This is a genomic window from Pseudomonas sp. FG36, from assembly GCF_057809275.1.
In genome coordinates this window covers 172,023-188,348 of the sequence record NZ_JBMDJQ010000001.1, presented here as the reverse complement: position 1 = coordinate 188,348, position 16,326 = coordinate 172,023, and the positions used below count along the sequence as shown (strand labels likewise).

General features: G+C 66.4%; 11 protein-coding genes. 5 read left to right on the top strand and 6 right to left on the bottom strand.

The annotated features are described in order from the left end of the window. Window positions 1-25: 25 nt before the first annotated feature. Window positions 26-1,060, bottom strand: a complete 1,035-nt coding sequence (locus tag ACODS9_RS00840) for an acyltransferase family protein (protein WP_489093021.1) — start codon at window positions 1,058-1,060, stop codon at window positions 26-28. Between the two features lie 163 nt (window positions 1,061-1,223). Next, window positions 1,224-3,524: a fatty acid cis/trans isomerase gene (locus ACODS9_RS00835; protein WP_489093132.1), complete on the bottom strand. Its 2,301-nt coding sequence runs from the start codon at window positions 3,522-3,524 to the stop codon at window positions 1,224-1,226. Window positions 3,525-3,697: 173 nt separating this feature from the next. Here ACODS9_RS00835 and metH point away from each other — a divergent pair, with 173 nt between their 5' ends. The 3 genes from metH (at window position 3,698) to ACODS9_RS00820 (ending at window position 9,038) form a co-directional block, all read left to right on the top strand. Continuing rightward, window positions 3,698-7,405, top strand: a complete 3,708-nt coding sequence (gene metH / locus ACODS9_RS00830) for a methionine synthase (protein ID WP_489093020.1) — start codon at window positions 3,698-3,700, stop codon at window positions 7,403-7,405. Window positions 7,406-7,531: 126 nt separating this feature from the next. Then, window positions 7,532-7,720 (top strand): DUF2269 family protein, encoded by a 189-nt coding sequence (locus tag ACODS9_RS00825; RefSeq protein ID WP_401105249.1) that lies wholly within the window; start codon window positions 7,532-7,534, stop codon window positions 7,718-7,720. A 163-nt stretch (window positions 7,721-7,883) separates the two neighbouring features. After that, on the top strand, window positions 7,884-9,038 hold the full coding sequence (locus ACODS9_RS00820; RefSeq protein WP_489093019.1) for a cysteine desulfurase family protein: 1,155 nt from the start codon (window positions 7,884-7,886) through the stop codon (window positions 9,036-9,038). Window positions 9,039-9,059: 21 nt separating this feature from the next. On the opposite strand, the gene ACODS9_RS00815 is transcribed toward ACODS9_RS00820, so the two are convergent. After that, entirely contained in the window at window positions 9,060-11,228 is a 2,169-nt protein-coding gene (locus ACODS9_RS00815) for a TonB-dependent receptor (RefSeq protein ID WP_489093018.1), read from the bottom strand. A 259-nt stretch (window positions 11,229-11,487) separates the two neighbouring features. Here ACODS9_RS00815 and ACODS9_RS00810 point away from each other — a divergent pair, with 259 nt between their 5' ends. Continuing rightward, window positions 11,488-12,342 (top strand): CAP domain-containing protein, encoded by an 855-nt coding sequence (locus ACODS9_RS00810; RefSeq protein WP_046855871.1) that lies wholly within the window; start codon window positions 11,488-11,490, stop codon window positions 12,340-12,342. 38 nt (window positions 12,343-12,380) lie between these two features. On the opposite strand, the gene ACODS9_RS00805 is transcribed toward ACODS9_RS00810, so the two are convergent. Continuing rightward, complete coding sequence (locus tag ACODS9_RS00805; RefSeq protein WP_489093017.1) at window positions 12,381-13,382, bottom strand: GlxA family transcriptional regulator; 1,002 nt, start codon at window positions 13,380-13,382, stop codon at window positions 12,381-12,383. A 98-nt stretch (window positions 13,383-13,480) separates the two neighbouring features. Here ACODS9_RS00805 and ACODS9_RS00800 point away from each other — a divergent pair, with 98 nt between their 5' ends. Further along, on the top strand, window positions 13,481-14,092 hold the full coding sequence (locus ACODS9_RS00800; RefSeq protein ID WP_046855873.1) for a LysE family translocator: 612 nt from the start codon (window positions 13,481-13,483) through the stop codon (window positions 14,090-14,092). A 10-nt stretch (window positions 14,093-14,102) separates the two neighbouring features. Here the strand turns inward: ACODS9_RS00800 and ACODS9_RS00795 are convergent, their stop codons facing one another. Together ACODS9_RS00795 and ACODS9_RS00790 are read right to left on the bottom strand one after the other, a co-directional pair. After that, window positions 14,103-15,299, bottom strand: a complete 1,197-nt coding sequence (locus ACODS9_RS00795; RefSeq protein WP_489093016.1) for an MFS transporter — start codon at window positions 15,297-15,299, stop codon at window positions 14,103-14,105. A gap of 107 nt (window positions 15,300-15,406) precedes the next feature. Further along, entirely contained in the window at window positions 15,407-16,306 is a 900-nt protein-coding gene (locus ACODS9_RS00790; protein ID WP_489093015.1) for a LysR family transcriptional regulator, read from the bottom strand. Window positions 16,307-16,326 lie beyond the last annotated feature (20 nt).

Genomic DNA, 16,326 nt, shown 5'->3' with positions numbered 1-16,326 from the left:
GCCAACCCGGCCGGGTAACAAAGTCCTAGCATTTGACTCGGGATAGCGCCAATGCAGGTTCCCGCGCCGCACCGGCGGCCAACCAGCCCTTGAGCCGCCAATACAGGCCACGTTCCAGCCATTGGAAGCTGAGCCACGACATTAGTCCGATTGACGGCACGCACAAGGCGAACACCAGGTAAGGGTTCAGGCGCAACCGCTCGCTGATGAACAGGCCGGCGTACAGCACCAGCACATGCACCAGGTACACCGAGTAGGAACAGTCGCCGAGGGCCTTGAGCACCTGGTTGCCCTTGAAGTACGGCTCCAGGGCAATGAACGCCAGCACCACCAGCGCGCTCGGCAGGCCCCAGTGCAACAGGCGCTGCGATGCGTCGAGGTGATAGAGCGCAAACCCTGCCAGGGCGAGCAGCCCCAGCGGCAACCACAGGCCTTCGCGGATCAGCCCGCGGCGATAGAGCACGCCCAGGCCGATGCCCAGCAGGAACTCGTAGACGATGTCGTTGTTGTAGAAGCGGCTGAGCACACCCAGGCGCCCCAGCACTTCGCTCACCAGCAACAATGCCGCCGTCACCAGCAACAGGTGATGTCGCTGGCGCACCAGGAAGGCCAGGCCGAACAGCAGGTAGAAGAACATCTCGAAGTTCAGCGTCCAGCCGACATTGAGCGTTGGATACAGCCCATAGCCACCGGGGTTTTCCGCTGGGATGAACAACAGCGACAGCAGCAGGTGCTGCCATTCGAACACCTGGTGCGGCATCCAGCGGCTGGCCGCCAGCATCAGCACGGCCATTAGCAGGGTGTAGAACCAATAGGCGGGCACGATGCGCAAGGCACGGTTGAGCAGGAACTGCCCGGGGGCGATGACCTTGTCGCGGGTCGACAGGTAGATTACCAGGCCACTGATGACGAAGAAGATGTCCACCCCCACCGCGCCGCGATCAGCGAGCAGTTGGCCGATGGGGCCGGTGGCGTGGAAGTCGAAGAAGATCTGCCGGAAGTGGTGGCAGACCACCAGCCAGGCGGCGAATGCCCGGAGAGCCTGAAGCGAATACAGCATGAAATACCCTGTGATCGGCGGTGCATTGAGGCCCGGCGAGCCGGCTCCCACAGGGTTCGCGCACTTCTGTGGGAGCCGGCTTGCCGGCGATGGGCTGCAGAGCAGCCCAGGGCCTACCTACCGATTCCGACCGCAGGATGCCGGGAAAGTCCCGGCCAACCGATCAGAGGTTCTCGTAGCGGTTCATGTCCAGCACCCCGGCCTCCACCGGCTGGGTCTCCTTGATGTAGCTGTTCAGGTCATGGAAGTAGCGCCAGAACCCAGGATGGCTGCGGCGCACGCCCCAGCGCATGACGATGCGCTCGAACTTGTCGGTGTCGTCACGCGCCGCCTCCATGTCCTCGACAAACTCCGGCACATCGGCCGTCGGGATGTTGAAGATGAAGTTGGGGTAGCTGCTGAGCACGCCCGGATACAAGGTCAGGGTGTCCAGCCCCGGCTGGTAGCGATAGGCCTCGCCAAGCAGGAACGCCACGTTGCTGTGCGCGCGGTTGCGCAGCAGGCTGTAGACCTGGCGCTGGCCGCCCTGCCCTTCGATGCGCAGCATGCTCGCCTCGGGCAGTTGGCCGATCACCTTGAGCCCCGCCGCCGGGCGCGACACCAGGCGGCTCAGCGACTGCTCGGCGTCACGGAACTCCGCGGACAGGCCGGGCCGCGAGCAATAGGCGCCCTCGCAGCGGTTGATCGGGTCCGGCGCGGCGTTCAGGCTGCCGGTGCGTTGCAGCAGCTTGAGGCCGAAGTCGCGCTTGGGATCGTGCTTGTCCAGTTTCAACGCGCTCGGAGTGCTGGTGTCGATGTCCTCGTAGTCCATCCACATCTTCACCTTGCCGCTGTTCTGGTACCAGTCGCCGAGGATCTCGCCGCGCTTGCCCGCAGGCATCAGGCGCAGGAAGTTGACCTCGGCGCCATTGCGAATCAGGTCGAAGTACAGCCGCGTCTGCAACTGGTGCGAGACGTTGCCGAACACGTCGAAGTTCACCGCCAGCTGGTAGTAGGTACGCTCGAACAGTGGATAGTCGAACAGCCACATGGTCAGCGGCACGTCACCGATCAGGCCCTTGGTCACCGAGGCGCTGTCGAAATGGCGGAAGATGCTCAGCAACGCGTTGTCGTTGCCCGCCCACAGCGTCGACCAGCTTGGCGCCGGCTGTTCGGCATAGGCCTCACGGCGCAGGGCTTCGTACTCGTTGCGCTTGTCACGGTAGGCGTGCCACAGGCTCAGCACGCTGCCCACGTCGTCGATCTGCCCCGGCATGGCCAGCAGCGGCGTGGCCTCGCCCCGGTACTGGGCATCGGTGATGTACAGGTCGTGGGCCGGCTCCTGGAACAGCGCCCAGAAGTTGTCGCGGATCACGTCGGTGGCGATCTGCCCGCGACACACCGGGCCACGGATGAAGGTACGGACGAAGTACTCGGCGTTGTCCAGCATGAACTGGTAGCGGGCCACCGCCGGGATCGCCTCGAAGGTCTCGAACGGGTTGGACCGGTGCCGCGGCCCATAGCCCGGCAGTGCGTTGGCGTGCCAGTCGCCGCTGTAGAACAGCTGCTTGACCCGCTTGAGCTTCTGCGGCCCCATCGGGTAGGTGATGTGGGTCTTGTGCACGATCACGCCCTGCACCGGGATCAACCGATAGTAGAAGTCGGTGCCCGGCGGGTCGTTGGGGCGGCGGGTGGCGATCAGGTCCACCGGCTGGCCGCTCGGGGTGCGCGAGCGCACCCACTGGAAGAAGTGGCCCTGCTCGCCGCCGACGAAATGGATGTGCGCGAGGAACAGGTGCTCGTACAGCCAACGGCCGACCAGCGCCTCGGTGGAGCCGGGGCGATTGAGCAGTTCTTCCCAATCGGCGATCTGCTTCGCCTCTGCCGCGCTGGGCTGGATCGGGGTCTTTTCCACCGGCGCGCCAGCGGCCAGCCAGCGCTGCAGGGTCTGGTACTCCTGGTCGGTCAGCCCGGTGACCGCCAGCGGCATGCCCTCCTTGGGATGGGCGCCGGCGTAGGCCTCGAATTCGTGGGGCAACGGGCACATGTTGTTGCGGTTGAGCCCCAGCACGATCTCTTCGGGCAGCTTGGCGTTGGGCGTGAGCGGGGTCTTGTGGCCCAGCTCGAGCATGCGCGCCATCAGCGCCGCCTGGCTGCCCTGCTTGTCCAGCACCGAATAGAAGCCCTGCTTGCGCCAGCCCGTTTCGTCGCGGGCATCATAGAACAGCCGCGTGGTGGGCACCGCCTGGCTGCGCTCGCCCTGGTAGACCGGCACCTTCGAGGCACCACGCTCGGCGCCCTCGGCGCTGCCCAGGTTGAGCTGGCAGGCAGCGTCGTTGCAGGCGTGGCAGGCCACGCACTTCTCGGTGAAGATCGGTTGGATATCCCGAGTGTATGAGATCGTCGGGCTCGATTGGGGGGCCTGCCCGAACGCCGCGCCACTGATGAGCAAGGCGAAGGCGCTGGCAAGTATGCGATACAGCATGTGCCGAATGTCCTGGTTCTTGAAAGCCATCACGATGTGCCTGGCGGGTCCTGAGGTGTTGGGGGCGTCGCGCTAACATGAGGGAAATTCATGCGAATGGGCGATACGCCTAAAATCCGTGCAGCTTTGTTATTATTCGGCACCTTCTGTTATTTGCCCGACCAGGTAGTCCTATGTCCGACCGCAGCGCTCGTTTACAAGCACTCCAGAACGCACTCAAAGAGCGCATCCTGATCCTCGACGGCGGCATGGGTACTATGATCCAGAGTTACCGCCTCGAGGAACACGACTATCGTGGCACGCGCTTTGCCGATTGGCCAAGCGATGTCAAAGGCAACAACGATCTTTTGCTGCTCAGCCGCCCCGATGTGATCGCCGCAATCGAGAAAGCCTACCTGGACGCCGGCGCCGACATCCTCGAGACCAACACCTTCAACGCCACGCAGATTTCCCAGGCCGACTACGGCATGGAGGCACTGGTCTACGAGCTCAACGTCGAAGGCGCGCGCATCGCCCGCCAGGTGGCCGACGCCAAGACCCTGGAGACCCCGGACAAGCCGCGCTTCGTCGCCGGCGTGCTCGGTCCTACCAGTCGCACCTGCTCGATCTCCCCGGACGTCAACGACCCTGGCTACCGCAACGTCACCTTCGACGAACTGGTGGTGAACTACATCGAGGCCACCCGTGGCCTGATCGAGGGCGGCGCCGACCTGATCCTGATCGAGACCATCTTCGACACCCTCAACGCCAAGGCGGCGATCTTCGCCGTGCAGCAGGTGTTCGAGGACGACGGCATCGAACTGCCGATCATGATCTCCGGCACCATCACCGACGCCTCCGGCCGCACCCTGTCGGGCCAGACCACCGAAGCGTTCTGGAACTCGGTACGCCACGCCAACCCGATTTCCGTGGGCCTGAACTGCGCCCTCGGCGCCAAGGACCTGCGTCCGTACCTGGAAGAGCTGTCGACCAAGGCCGGCACCCACGTGTCCGCCCACCCCAACGCCGGCCTGCCCAACGCCTTCGGCGAGTACGACGAGACCCCGGCCGAGATGGCCGCGGTGGTCGAGGAATTTGCCGCCAGCGGTTTCCTCAACATCATCGGCGGCTGCTGCGGCACCACCCCGCCGCACATCCAGGCCATCGCCGAGGCCGTGGCCAAGTACAAGCCACGGGCGATCCCGGACATCCCCAAGGCCTGCCGCCTGTCGGGCCTCGAGCCGTTCACCATCGATCGCCAGTCGCTGTTCGTCAACGTCGGCGAGCGTACCAACATCACCGGTTCCGCCAAGTTCGCCCGGCTGATCCGCGAGGAAAACTACACCGAGGCGCTGGAAGTCGCCCTGCAGCAGGTCGAGGCCGGCGCCCAGGTGATCGACATCAACATGGACGAAGGGATGCTCGACTCCCAGGCCGCCATGGTCCGCTTCCTCAACCTGATCGCCGGCGAGCCGGACATCTCCCGGGTGCCGATCATGATCGACTCCTCCAAATGGGAGGTGATCGAGGCGGGCCTGAAGTGCATCCAGGGCAAGGGCATCGTCAACTCGATCTCGATGAAGGAAGGCGTCGAGCAGTTCAAGCACCACGCCCGCCTGTGCAAGCGCTACGGCGCCGCCGTGGTTGTGATGGCCTTCGACGAGGTCGGCCAGGCCGACACCGCCGCGCGCAAGCGCGAGATCTGCCAGCGCAGCTACGACATCCTGGTCAACGAAGTCGGCTTCCCGCCGGAAGACATCATCTTCGACCCGAACATCTTCGCCGTCGCCACCGGCATCGAAGAGCACAACAACTACGCCGTCGACTTCATCGAGGCCTGCGCCTACATCCGCGACCACCTGCCCTATGCCCTGACCTCGGGCGGGGTGTCCAACGTGTCGTTCTCGTTCCGCGGCAACAACCCGGTGCGCGAGGCGATCCACTCGGTGTTCCTCTACCACGCGATCAAGAACGGCCTGACCATGGGTATCGTCAACGCCGGCCAGCTGGAGATCTACGACGAGATCCCCGCCGCCCTGCGCGAAAAGGTCGAGGACGTGGTGCTCAACCGTACCGCGCATGGCACCGACGCCCTGCTGGCCATCGCCGATGACTACAAGGGTGGCGGCGCCACCAAGGAAGTCGAGAACGAAGAATGGCGCTCGATGCCGGTCGACAAGCGCCTCGAGCATGCGCTGGTCAAGGGCATCACCGCCTACATCGTCGAAGACACCGAAGAGTGCCGCCAGCAGTCGGCGCGCCCCATCGAAGTCATCGAAGGCCCGTTGATGAGCGGCATGAACGTGGTCGGCGACCTGTTCGGCGCCGGCAAGATGTTCCTGCCCCAGGTGGTGAAGTCCGCCCGGGTGATGAAACAGGCCGTGGCCCACCTGATCCCGTTCATCGAAGCCGAGAAAGGCGACAAGCCCGAGGCCAAGGGCAAGATCCTCATGGCCACGGTCAAGGGCGACGTGCACGACATCGGCAAGAACATCGTCGGCGTGGTGCTCGGTTGCAACGGCTACGACATCGTCGACATGGGCGTGATGGTCCCGGCCGAGAAAATCCTGCAGACCGCCCGCGAGCAGAAGTGCGACATCATCGGCCTGTCCGGGCTGATCACCCCGTCGCTGGACGAGATGGTCCATGTCGCCCGCGAGATGCAGCGCCAGGACTTCCACCTGCCGCTGATGATCGGCGGCGCGACCACCTCCAAGGCGCACACGGCGGTGAAGATCGAACCCAAGTACTCCAACGATGCGGTGATCTACGTTACCGACGCCTCGCGCGCGGTGGGCGTGGCAACGCAGCTGCTGTCCAAGGAACTCAAGAGCGGTTTCGTCGAGAAGACCCGCCAGGAGTACGTCGAGGTGCGTGAGCGCACCGCCAACCGCAGCGCCCGCACCGAGCGCCTGAGCTACGCCCAGGCCATCGCCGCCAAGCCGCAGTACGACTGGGCCGCCTACCAGGCCGCGGTGCCCGCCTTCACCGGCGTCAAGGTGCTGGAGAACATCGACCTGCGCACCCTGGCCGAGTACATCGACTGGACGCCGTTCTTCATCTCCTGGGACCTGGCCGGCAAGTTCCCGCGCATCCTCACCGACGAAGTGGTCGGCGAGGCCGCCACGGCGCTGTACAAGGACGCCCGCGAGATGCTCGACAGGCTGATCGACGAGCAACTGATCAGCGCCCGCGCGGTGTTCGGCTTCTGGCCGGCCAACCAGGTGGCCGATGACGATATCGAGGTGTACGGCGACGCTGGCGAGACCCTCGCCACCCTGCACCACCTGCGCCAGCAGACCATCAAGCCCGACGGCAAGCCGAACTGGTCGCTGGCCGACTTCGTCGCGCCCAAGGCCAGCGGCGTGACCGACTATGTCGGCGGCTTCATCACCACCGCCGGCATCGGCGCCGAGGAAGTGGCCAAGGCCTACCAGGACAAGGGCGACGACTACAGTTCGATCATGGTCAAGGCCCTGGCCGACCGCCTGGCCGAGGCCTGCGCCGAGTGGCTGCACGAACAGGTGCGCAAGGAGCACTGGGGCTATGCCAAGGACGAGCACCTGGACAACGAGGCGCTGATCAAGGAGCAGTACAGCGGCATCCGCCCGGCGCCTGGCTACCCGGCGTGCCCGGACCACACCGAGAAGGAGACCCTGTTCCGCCTGCTCGACGGCACCGCGATCGGCGAGACCGGCCCCAGCGGCGTGTTCCTCACCGAGCACTTCGCCATGTTCCCGGCGGCGGCGGTCAGCGGTTGGTACTTCGCCCACCCGCAGGCGCAGTACTTCGCCGTGGGCAAGGTCGACAAGGACCAGATCGAGCAGTACAGCGCGCGCAAGGGCCAGGATATTGCCGTGAGCGAGCGCTGGCTGGCGCCGAACCTCGGCTACGACGCCTGACCCCTCCGGGGCTGCCTTGCAGCCCCGCGTTTCCCGCGAAAATCGGCGCCTACGGCAACTTCGGCTGCATCATCTGCCGTCATCTGAACCAGATGCCCGCTGTGCAACTGGTGATCGCCGGCCGCAATGCCGACAGCCTCTCGCAACTGGCTACACAGCCTCGCCGCCCACGCCTCTGAGATCGGCACGGCGCTGGGGCAGGCCTACCAGCGGCTGTATCGCCCATGGCTATGGATGGGGGTGGCGGGGTTCACCGGGATGTTCCTGATCATGCTGGTGATGGTCACCAAACAGGCGCCATGGCAGTGGTTTTGATAAACAAAGAAAATATTTTCTACATCAATGCAAATAGCGAGTAGAAGTTTTTCATGAAAGCCCCGTAAGCTGGAAAAATTGGAAAACATTCATATCGCCATTTCCCTAACATGAGTCCATGGATGCCGACAGGCGGCGTCCACGCACGGACCCGCCCTCGATCATGCCCAGCACCCCGCTCTACTTCGATTACGCCGCCACCACGCCGGTCGATGACCAGGTCATCGCCGCCATGCTCACCTGCCTGGGCCGTGAGGCGAACTTCGGCAACCCCGCCTCCAGCGGTCATTTCCACGGCCAGGCGGCCCGCGAAGCCGTCGAGCACTCCCGCCACCAGGTGGCCGTGCAGGTTGGCGCACAGCCCGACGAGCTGGTCTGGACCTCCGGCGCCACCGAATCCAACAACCTCGCGCTCAAGGGCATCGCCCAGGGCTGCGCGCAGCCGGGGCATGTGATCACCAGCCAGATCGAGCACAAGGCCATCCTCGACACTGCCGCCGAGCTGGAACGCCTGGGCTGGGCAGTGACCCGCCTGGCCCCGGATGACCGAGGGTTGATCCAGCCGGAAGCGGTCCAGGCCGCGCTGCGCCCGGACACCCGCCTGGTGTCGCTGATGGCGGTGAACAACGAACTAGGCACGGTGACCGACTTTGCCGCTATCGGTGCAATCGTCCGCGAACACGGTGCGCTTTTGCACGTGGACGCGGCGCAGGCAGTGGGCAAGGTTCGGATCGACCTGGCGCAGCAGGCGGTCGACCTGATGTCGTTCTCGGCGCACAAGGTCTATGGTCCCAAGGGCATCGGTGCCCTCTACGTCGGCCCTCGCGCCCGCCCGGCGATGCGTGCGCAGATGCACGGCGGCGGCCATGAGCGCGGCCTGCGCTCCGGCACCCTGGCCACCCACCAGATCGTCGGCATGGGCAGCGCCTTCGCCATGGCCGGCCAGCCCGGCGCGGCGGAGTATCAACGCCTGGAGCAACTCGCCCGGCGCTTGCGCGACGGCCTGCTGGCAATGCCGGGGGTGACGCTCAATGGCTGCGCGGAGCAACGCATTCCCCACACCCTCAACCTGTGCATCGATGCCAAGGGTTTCAACAGCCTGGCCCTGGCGGGCGAGCTGGCGCTGTCGAGCACTTCGGCGTGCAACTCAGCGAGCAATGCGGCGTCCCACGTGCTGCTGGCCCTCGGCCTCGACGAGCGCCAGGCGCGCAACAGCGTGCGCCTGAGCGTCGGGCGCTACACCAGCGAAGCGGACGTGGATACGGCGCTGGCGGTGTTTGGCCGGGTGATCGGCGCGGCGGCAGTAGCGCTCTGGTAAGGCACGCCGCTGGCACAGGCTTCAAAAATCCAGGGTCCCCGAGAACTTCACCAGCCTCGGGTCGCCCTGGGTCAAATACCCCCCATTGGCCGACGCCCAGTAGTTCTTGTCCGTCAGGTTCTCCACGTTGACCCGCAGGGTCACCGCCTTTTCCTGCACCTTGAAACGATAGCGCGCGCCAACGTCGAAACGGTTCCAGGTCGGCAGGCTCAAGGTGTTGGCCGGGTTGGCGTACTGCCCGCCGGTGCGCAGCATGCGCGCATTGAGCGCCACGCCTTCCAGCCCTGGCACATCCCAATCGACACTGGCATTGAGCTGGAAGGTCGGCACGCCTACCGCGTGGTTGCCATCGGCCGTGCCGCCCTGGGTGTTCTTCAGCTCGGTGTCCATGCGCGTGCCACCGGCCATCAACCGCAGCCCCGGCAGCGGCTCGCCGAACACACTGAGCTCAAGCCCCTTGTTGACCTGCTCGCCATCCTGGACGAACACATTGCCGTCGACGAAGCCATCGGTGGGCCGCTCGATGCGGAACACCGCCAGGTTGGCGCCGAAGGTCTGGTAATCGAGCTTGACCCCCGCCTCCACCTGCTTGGTCTTGGCCGGCGGGAACACCTCGCCGACGTTGATCACCTGCCCCGACGCCGTGGCGCCCTGGGCCAGGCCCTCGATGCGGTTGGCATACAGAGAAACCGATGGGTTGAGCTTGTAGACGATGCCGTACACCGGCGTGGTGACCGCCTCGTCATAGAAGGCGTTGCGCCCCAGGTCCGGGCCCGGCCCGTCGTAGGCGTAGCCCTCCACCCGCAATTGCTGGCGCCGCACGCCCACGGTGAGCAGCAGGGTGTCATCGAACAGGCCCACGGTGTCGGACAGCGCGATGCTGCGGTTGCGGGTCTTGCCGGTCACGCCGGGGTCGTCCAGCTTGCCGCCGACGAAGGTCGGCGTGGTCGGCTTGGGCAACGGGTCGGTGCGGTAGATATTGGTGGCCTGCGAGTTGTAGAAGACGAAGGCGTTCTCCTGTTGGGTCCAGATGCTCGCCGCGCCGATGTTCAGCTGATGGCTGACGGGCCCGGTCTGGAAGCGGCCATTGATGCCGCCCATGAAGGTGGTGTTGTCCTCGTTGTGGGGGATCTTCGAGCCGCCGATGGTGGCATCGCCGCTGGCCGCGTCGGTGAGGATCGGCGTGCCGTAGAAGCCGTTCTCGTGGGTGTGCTTGACGCCCCCGGCCAGGTAGCCGCTCCAGTTGTCGTTGAAGTCGTAGTCGCCGCGGAGCATGCCGAAGGTGTCCTCGGTCTCGGTCCAGGCCCAGTCCTGGCCGTAGTTGTGGTCGGCGTCCGGCGCATGGGGGATATCGGTCAGGCCGGCGCCCAGGCGCACCGAGTTGCGCATATGGTTGACCCGCTGCTTCTGGTAGCCGAAATCACCCGACACCCGGAAGTTGTCGCCACGGTAGTCGAGCCCGGCGACGAACAGCTTGCTGCGCTGGTCCTGGTCGTCGACCGCCGTCTCGCCCTCGCGCTGCGAGAGGTTCAGGCGCACGCCGAAGCGATTGTCCGCGCCGAAGCGCTGGCCAATGTCCAGGTGCTCGCCGATGCGCCCGTCACTGCTGATGTCCTGGGTGTAGCGGCGGGTCGGCGTGTCGCCGGCGCGCTTGGGTTGCAGGTTGACGTTGCCGCCCAGGCCCGTGCCGGTCGGGCTGGCGCCGTTGAGAAAGGCATTGGGCCCCTTGAACACCTCGACCCGCTCCACCGCATCGGTGGAAATCATCTGCCGCGGCAGCACGCCGTACAGGCCGTTGAACGCCACGTCGTCGCCATTGAGCGGCAGGCCACGGATGACGAAGACCTGGGACTGGTTGCCAAAGCCGAACGACTGGCGCACCGACGGGTCGTTGAGCAGCACATCGCCGATGTCCTCGGCCTGCTGCTCCTCGATCAGCTGCGCGGTGTAGCTGGTCATGGTGAAAGGCACGTCCATCATGTCCTGGTTGCCCAGCACGCCCATCTGCCCGCCACGGGCCACCTGGCCGCCGGCATAGGGTTCGGGCAGTTCACCGGCAGGCGCCTTGAGCGCCTCGGCGTTGATGGCGGTGGCATCCAGCTCGATGGCGCCATCTGCGCCATGGGCGCTGACGGCAACGGAACAGCACAGCGCAAGGAGGGTCGATTGATACGGGCAGGCACGTGTCATGGAGGGCTCCCAGGGAAGATCAGGGCCGTCCTGGCGTATGAGAAACTTGAGGTGACTGAGTAGTGTTTCTAGCCGATAGTGCGAATTATTACCAAACAACCGCACTTTTTTGCCGACCAGCGGTCTACCCCCTCTTTTGCCGACTGCAATCGATTGCCAAGGCTTGGTTTTCATAGCGCACAGGGCCGGGCCAAAAGCCTTGCGCTTGTGTAGGATGGGCAGCGCAGATCCAGACGCTGCCAGTTACAGGGAGATCCACATGCGCGTCCCATCCGTTGCCTGCCTCGGCCTGACGCTGGGCCTGCTTGCCGCCACCGGCAGCCAGGCGCATGCCGGCGAAGAAGCGCAACTGATCGATACGATCAACGTCTACCGCAGCCAGGCCCAGCGCTGTGGCGGCGAGGCTTCGCTGGAGCTGCCGCCGCTCAACAGCGACACCCGCCTGGCGCTGTCGCCGGAGGGCACCCGCGACCTGCAGCAGGCCATGACCCGCGCCGCCTACCCGATGGTCAACGTGCAGGCCATCAGCTTGTCCGGCCCACGGGATGCCAAGGCGGCGATGAAAGCCATCGAGGAGAGCTTCTGCCAGGTAGTGCTCGACCCGCAGTTCGTCGATATCGGTGTCAGCCAGGAAGATCGCGACTGGCGCATCGTCCTGGCCCGCCCGCTGCTCAGCGGGCGCCTGGGCGACTGGCAGGCCGAAGGCCAGAAGCTGTTGCAGGAAATCAACGCCGCGCGCAACCTGCCGCGCCAGTGCGGCGGCCAGCCCTACCCCGCCGCCCCGGCGCTGGCCTGGAGCGCGACCCTGGCCGGCGTCGCCGCCAACCACACCCGGGCCATGGCCAACCAGAACTTCTTCGACCATATCGACCGCGATGGCCGCACCCCGGGCGACCGCGCGGAACTGGCCGGGTACCTGTACCGGCAGATCGGCGAGAACATCGCCGCCGGGCGCGATACCGCGCGCAAGGTGGTCGACGGCTGGCTGGCCAGCCCCGGGCACTGCGCCACGCTGATGAACGCGGATTTCCGCGAATTGGGGGCGGCGTATGCGGTGGACCCGAAGAGCGACGCGGGGATCTACTGGACGGGGTTGTTCGGTACGCCGCAGTAAACCCACATCCCGAAGCCCACTCCCCTGCAAGCTGCGAGTCAGACTGTGGGAGCGGGCTTGCCCCGCGGTGAATCCGGCTCGGACCTGCGCAGCGCCAGCGCCGTACAACCGAAGCGCCGCCGCACCCACTTGCCCAGGTAACTGGCATCTCCCATCCCCACTTCATCGGCGATCTGCGCCAGGCTGTGGCTGGAGTTGAGCAACCGCCAGCGTGCCTGCTGCAGGCGCAGCTCCTGCCACCAGGCCTTGGCGCTCATGCCATGGCAGGCCTGGAACTGGCGGTCGAGCTGGCGCCGGCTGATCCCCAGCTCCGCCGCCAGCGCCTCCACCGGCAGCCGCGCCGCCAGGTGATGGCGCATCAGCGCCGTGGCCCGTTGCACCTGGCGCCCCTCCCCGGCGCCGGCCTCCAGCGAGCGCAAGGCATGGCGACTGTCGCGGCTTTCATCCACCAGCATGTCGGCCAGGCCCTTGAGCGCCCGGGCGCGGCCGCTGGCGCGGGCGATCAACTCCACCGCCAGGTCGATGGCCGCCGTGCCGCCGGCGCAGGTGATACGGCTGCCGTCGAAGCAATACAACTGCCCAGTCAGCAGCCGCACACGGGGAAACGCCACGCGAAACTCGGCCTCATGACGCCAGTGCACCACCACCTGATGACCGTCCAACAGGCCACAGGCCGCCAGCAGGAAGGCCGCATTGTCGACGCAGACCAGCTTCACCCCCGCCTTGGCCGCCTGTTTCAGCAAGGCCCGGTAGCGCGGCGCCAAGGCTGCCGTGGCGCTGGCATTGCGCCCACCGAACAGCACCAGATGGTCGTAGGCGCTCCAGTCGACCTGCGCAGGCGTCGCCTCCACCTGCACCATGGCCCCGCTGCTGGAAGGCACAGGCGCCAGGTCCAGGCCGATCACGGTCCAGCGGCAGTAGCGCTGGCGGCTGTAGTCCTCGTCGTCGGCGGAAAAGCGCAGCTTGTCGAGGAAGGCGCCAAAGGGCAGCAAGGCGAATTCCGGCAGCGGCAGGATCAGCAGGCGCAGGTCGGGTGTCATGGCAATGTCCAAATATGACCTTTATTTGTCCGAATACTACCCTTTATTCCCGCAACCCTGCCCTACACTGGCGCCCTCACCACCGACAAGGCACACCCATGGCACTCGACACCTGGCTCATCTACCTGCTCGCCAGCATCGGCCTGTCACTGACCCCAGGCCCCAACAGCCTGCTGGCCCTGACCCATGGCGCGCTGTACGGCGCCCGGCGCACGCTGTTCACCATCTGCGGCGGGGTGTTCGGTTTCAGCGCCCTGATCGCCCTGACCATGTTCGGCCTGAGCGCCCTGCTGCAGGCCTCGGCCTCGGTGCTGACGGTGCTCAAGTGGGTGGGCGGGGCCTACCTGGTCTGGCTGGGGATCCAGCTGTGGCGCACCCCGGCGCTGCATCTCGAGTTGCCCCGCGGCAGTACCGCGCTGAGCAATGCCGGGCTGTTCCGCCAGGGCTGCCTGTCGGCGCTGGCCAACCCCAAGGTGCTGTTGTTCTATGGCGCGTTCCTGCCGCAATTCATCGACCCGCAGCGCGGCCTGCTGCTGCAGTTCGTGGTGATGGCGGCGACCTTCGCCAGTGTCGAGTGCCTGGTGGAGTACCTGCTGGCGCGCCTGGCATTTCGCATCCGGCCGTGGCTGGCCAAGGGTGGCCGGGGGTTCAACCGCGCTTGTGGCGGCCTGTTTGCGCTGATCGGCGTGGCCCTGCCGCTGGGACGATAAACACCCGGGATCAGCGCCGGGAAACGATCAGGAACATCACCAGCGCCATCGCCGGCAATCCCGCCCCCAACAGCGCCACCCCGTGCCAGCCGAACTGCGCATACACCCCGCTGGCCAGCGCCGAACCCACGGCGCCGCCGAGGAAGATGCTGGTCATGTACAGCGCATTCAAGCGGCCACGGCTGGCCGGATCCAGCGCGTACACCTCGCGCTGGCCGATAACCAGGTTCATCTGCACGGCAAAATCCAGCAGCACCCCAGTCAGCCCCAGGCCGATCACGCTCATGCCCGCGGTACTCAGGCCGCCGAGCAACGCCAGCGGCGCCAGGCTCATCGCCAGCAACGAAGCGCGCCGTCCATGCCCGGCATCGGCCAACCGCCCGGCCAACGGCGCCGCCACCGCGCCCACCGCCCCGACCAGGGCGAACAGCGCGATCTGGCTCTGCGACAGGCCATGCTCACCGGCCAGCGCCAGCGGCACCGCCGTCCAGTACAGGCTGAACGCCGCAAACATCAGCGCCTGGTACAACGCCCGCTGGCGCAACACCGGATAACGGCGCAACAGCACCAGCAAAGAGGCCATCAACCCGGCATAGCTGGCCCTGTGCTCGGGGACTCGGCGCGGCAGGGTCGACGCCAGCAGCAGGATGATCGCCAGCATCAACCCCGCGGCACCGACGAACACCGCACGCCAGCCGAAATGATCCGCCACCAGGCTTGCCAGTGGACGCGCCAGGAGGATCCCCAGCAGCAACCCACCCATGATGTTGCCGACCACCCTGCCACGCTCGCGCTCCGGCGCCAGATGCGCCGCCAGCGGTATCAGCATCTGCACCGCCACCGAACTGAAGCCGATCAGCAGTGCGTACAGCAGGAACACCTCGCCCTGCCCATGGCCGCTGGTGCCGGCCAGCAACAGGCTGCCGGCGGCCAGCACCGCCGTGGCGACCATCAGCCGGCGGTTCTCCAGCAGGTCGGCCAGCGGCACCAGGAACAACAGGCCCAGGGCGTAGCCGATCTGGGTCAGGGACACGATCAGGCCGGCCCGCTCGGTGGAGAGGCCAACATCCGGGGCGATCAGGCCGACGATGGGTTGGGCGTAGTAGATGTTGGCGACGATGGCGCCGCAGCAGAAGGCCAGCAACGTCACCAGCGCCCGGCTCAGGCCTGGAGCCGCTGGCTGGGCAACGGCGAGGGAGGGATTCATTCGAGGGTACCTCGGCTTGCGAAAGGATGTGCGCGAAGGGTGACGGACATTCGCCCCGGCGAGAATCCATCGCCCACGCAACAGGCCTTTGCGCGGCACGCAACGCCTCAGTCCGCCAGCAGCCCCTCACAGAAGGCGACGAACGCCATCACCCGTCGCGAACCACGGTGATTGGGCAGGTACAAGGCGTTGATGCTGGCGCTGGCATTGCCCGGACTCACCGTCCAGTCGGCGAACAACCGTTGCAGGCGCCCGGCCTCGACATCCTCGCGCACCAGCCAGTCGGCCAGCAACGCCACCCCGCTGCCAGCGATCGCCGCCTCGCGCAGCAGGTCGGCATTGGCGCTGCGCAGCGGGCCGCTGATATCCAGTTCCAGGCATTGCTCGCCCTGGGTCAGGCGCCAGGGCCGCGCCGACTGGCCGTAACGGAAACGCAGGCAGGCGTGATCGGCCAGTTGCCGCGGTTCGCCGAGCGGCGAGTGCTGGCGCAGGTACGCGGGGCTTGCCACCAGCCAACGCTCGAAGCGGCCCAGCGGCCGGCACACCAGTTCATCGCCGGGCGCCGGTTCACCCAGGCGGATGGTCAGGTCGTAGCGCCCGTCGAGCAGGTCGTCGAAGCGGTCGCTGAGGTCGATGTCCAGCTCCAGGGCCGGGTGACGGGCGAGAAACGCCCCCAGGTGCGGGGCAATCACCCGCCGGCCGAACTCCACCGGCAGACACAGGCGCAGCACCCCCACCGGCTCCTCGCCACGGTCGGCGACGCTGGCGTCGGCTTCGGCCAACGCCTCGAGGATCTCGCGGGCGCGCTGGTAGTAGCTGGCGCCGGCCTCGGTCAGGCTGACCTGGCGGGTGGAGCGGTTGAGCAGGCTGGCCCCGAGCGCCTGCTCGAGGGCATCGACCTGGCGGGTCACCGAAGACGTCGCCACCCCCAGTCGGCGCGCGGCGGCGGAAAAGCCCCCGGTCTCGGCGGTGGCCATGAACACCTTGATCGCCAGCAGCTTGTCCATTGTGGTTTTCCGTGGGGCAA

Coding starts and splice junctions, on each gene's coding strand:
- ACODS9_RS00790 (WP_489093015.1), bottom strand. CDS start 16,306: ATGGACAAGCTGCTGGCGATCAAGGTGTTCATGGCCACCGCCGAGACC.
- metH (WP_489093020.1), top strand. CDS start 3,698: ATGTCCGACCGCAGCGCTCGTTTACAAGCACTCCAGAACGCACTCAAA.
- ACODS9_RS00820 (WP_489093019.1), top strand. CDS start 7,884: ATGCCCAGCACCCCGCTCTACTTCGATTACGCCGCCACCACGCCGGTC.
- ACODS9_RS00795 (WP_489093016.1), bottom strand. CDS start 15,299: ATGAATCCCTCCCTCGCCGTTGCCCAGCCAGCGGCTCCAGGCCTGAGC.
- ACODS9_RS00825 (WP_401105249.1), top strand. CDS start 7,532: ATGCCGACAGCCTCTCGCAACTGGCTACACAGCCTCGCCGCCCACGCC.
- ACODS9_RS00810 (WP_046855871.1), top strand. CDS start 11,488: ATGCGCGTCCCATCCGTTGCCTGCCTCGGCCTGACGCTGGGCCTGCTT.
- ACODS9_RS00840 (WP_489093021.1), bottom strand. CDS start 1,060: ATGCTGTATTCGCTTCAGGCTCTCCGGGCATTCGCCGCCTGGCTGGTG.
- ACODS9_RS00800 (WP_046855873.1), top strand. CDS start 13,481: ATGGCACTCGACACCTGGCTCATCTACCTGCTCGCCAGCATCGGCCTG.
- ACODS9_RS00805 (WP_489093017.1), bottom strand. CDS start 13,382: ATGACACCCGACCTGCGCCTGCTGATCCTGCCGCTGCCGGAATTCGCC.
- ACODS9_RS00815 (WP_489093018.1), bottom strand. CDS start 11,228: ATGACACGTGCCTGCCCGTATCAATCGACCCTCCTTGCGCTGTGCTGT.
- ACODS9_RS00835 (WP_489093132.1), bottom strand. CDS start 3,524: ATGCTGTATCGCATACTTGCCAGCGCCTTCGCCTTGCTCATCAGTGGC.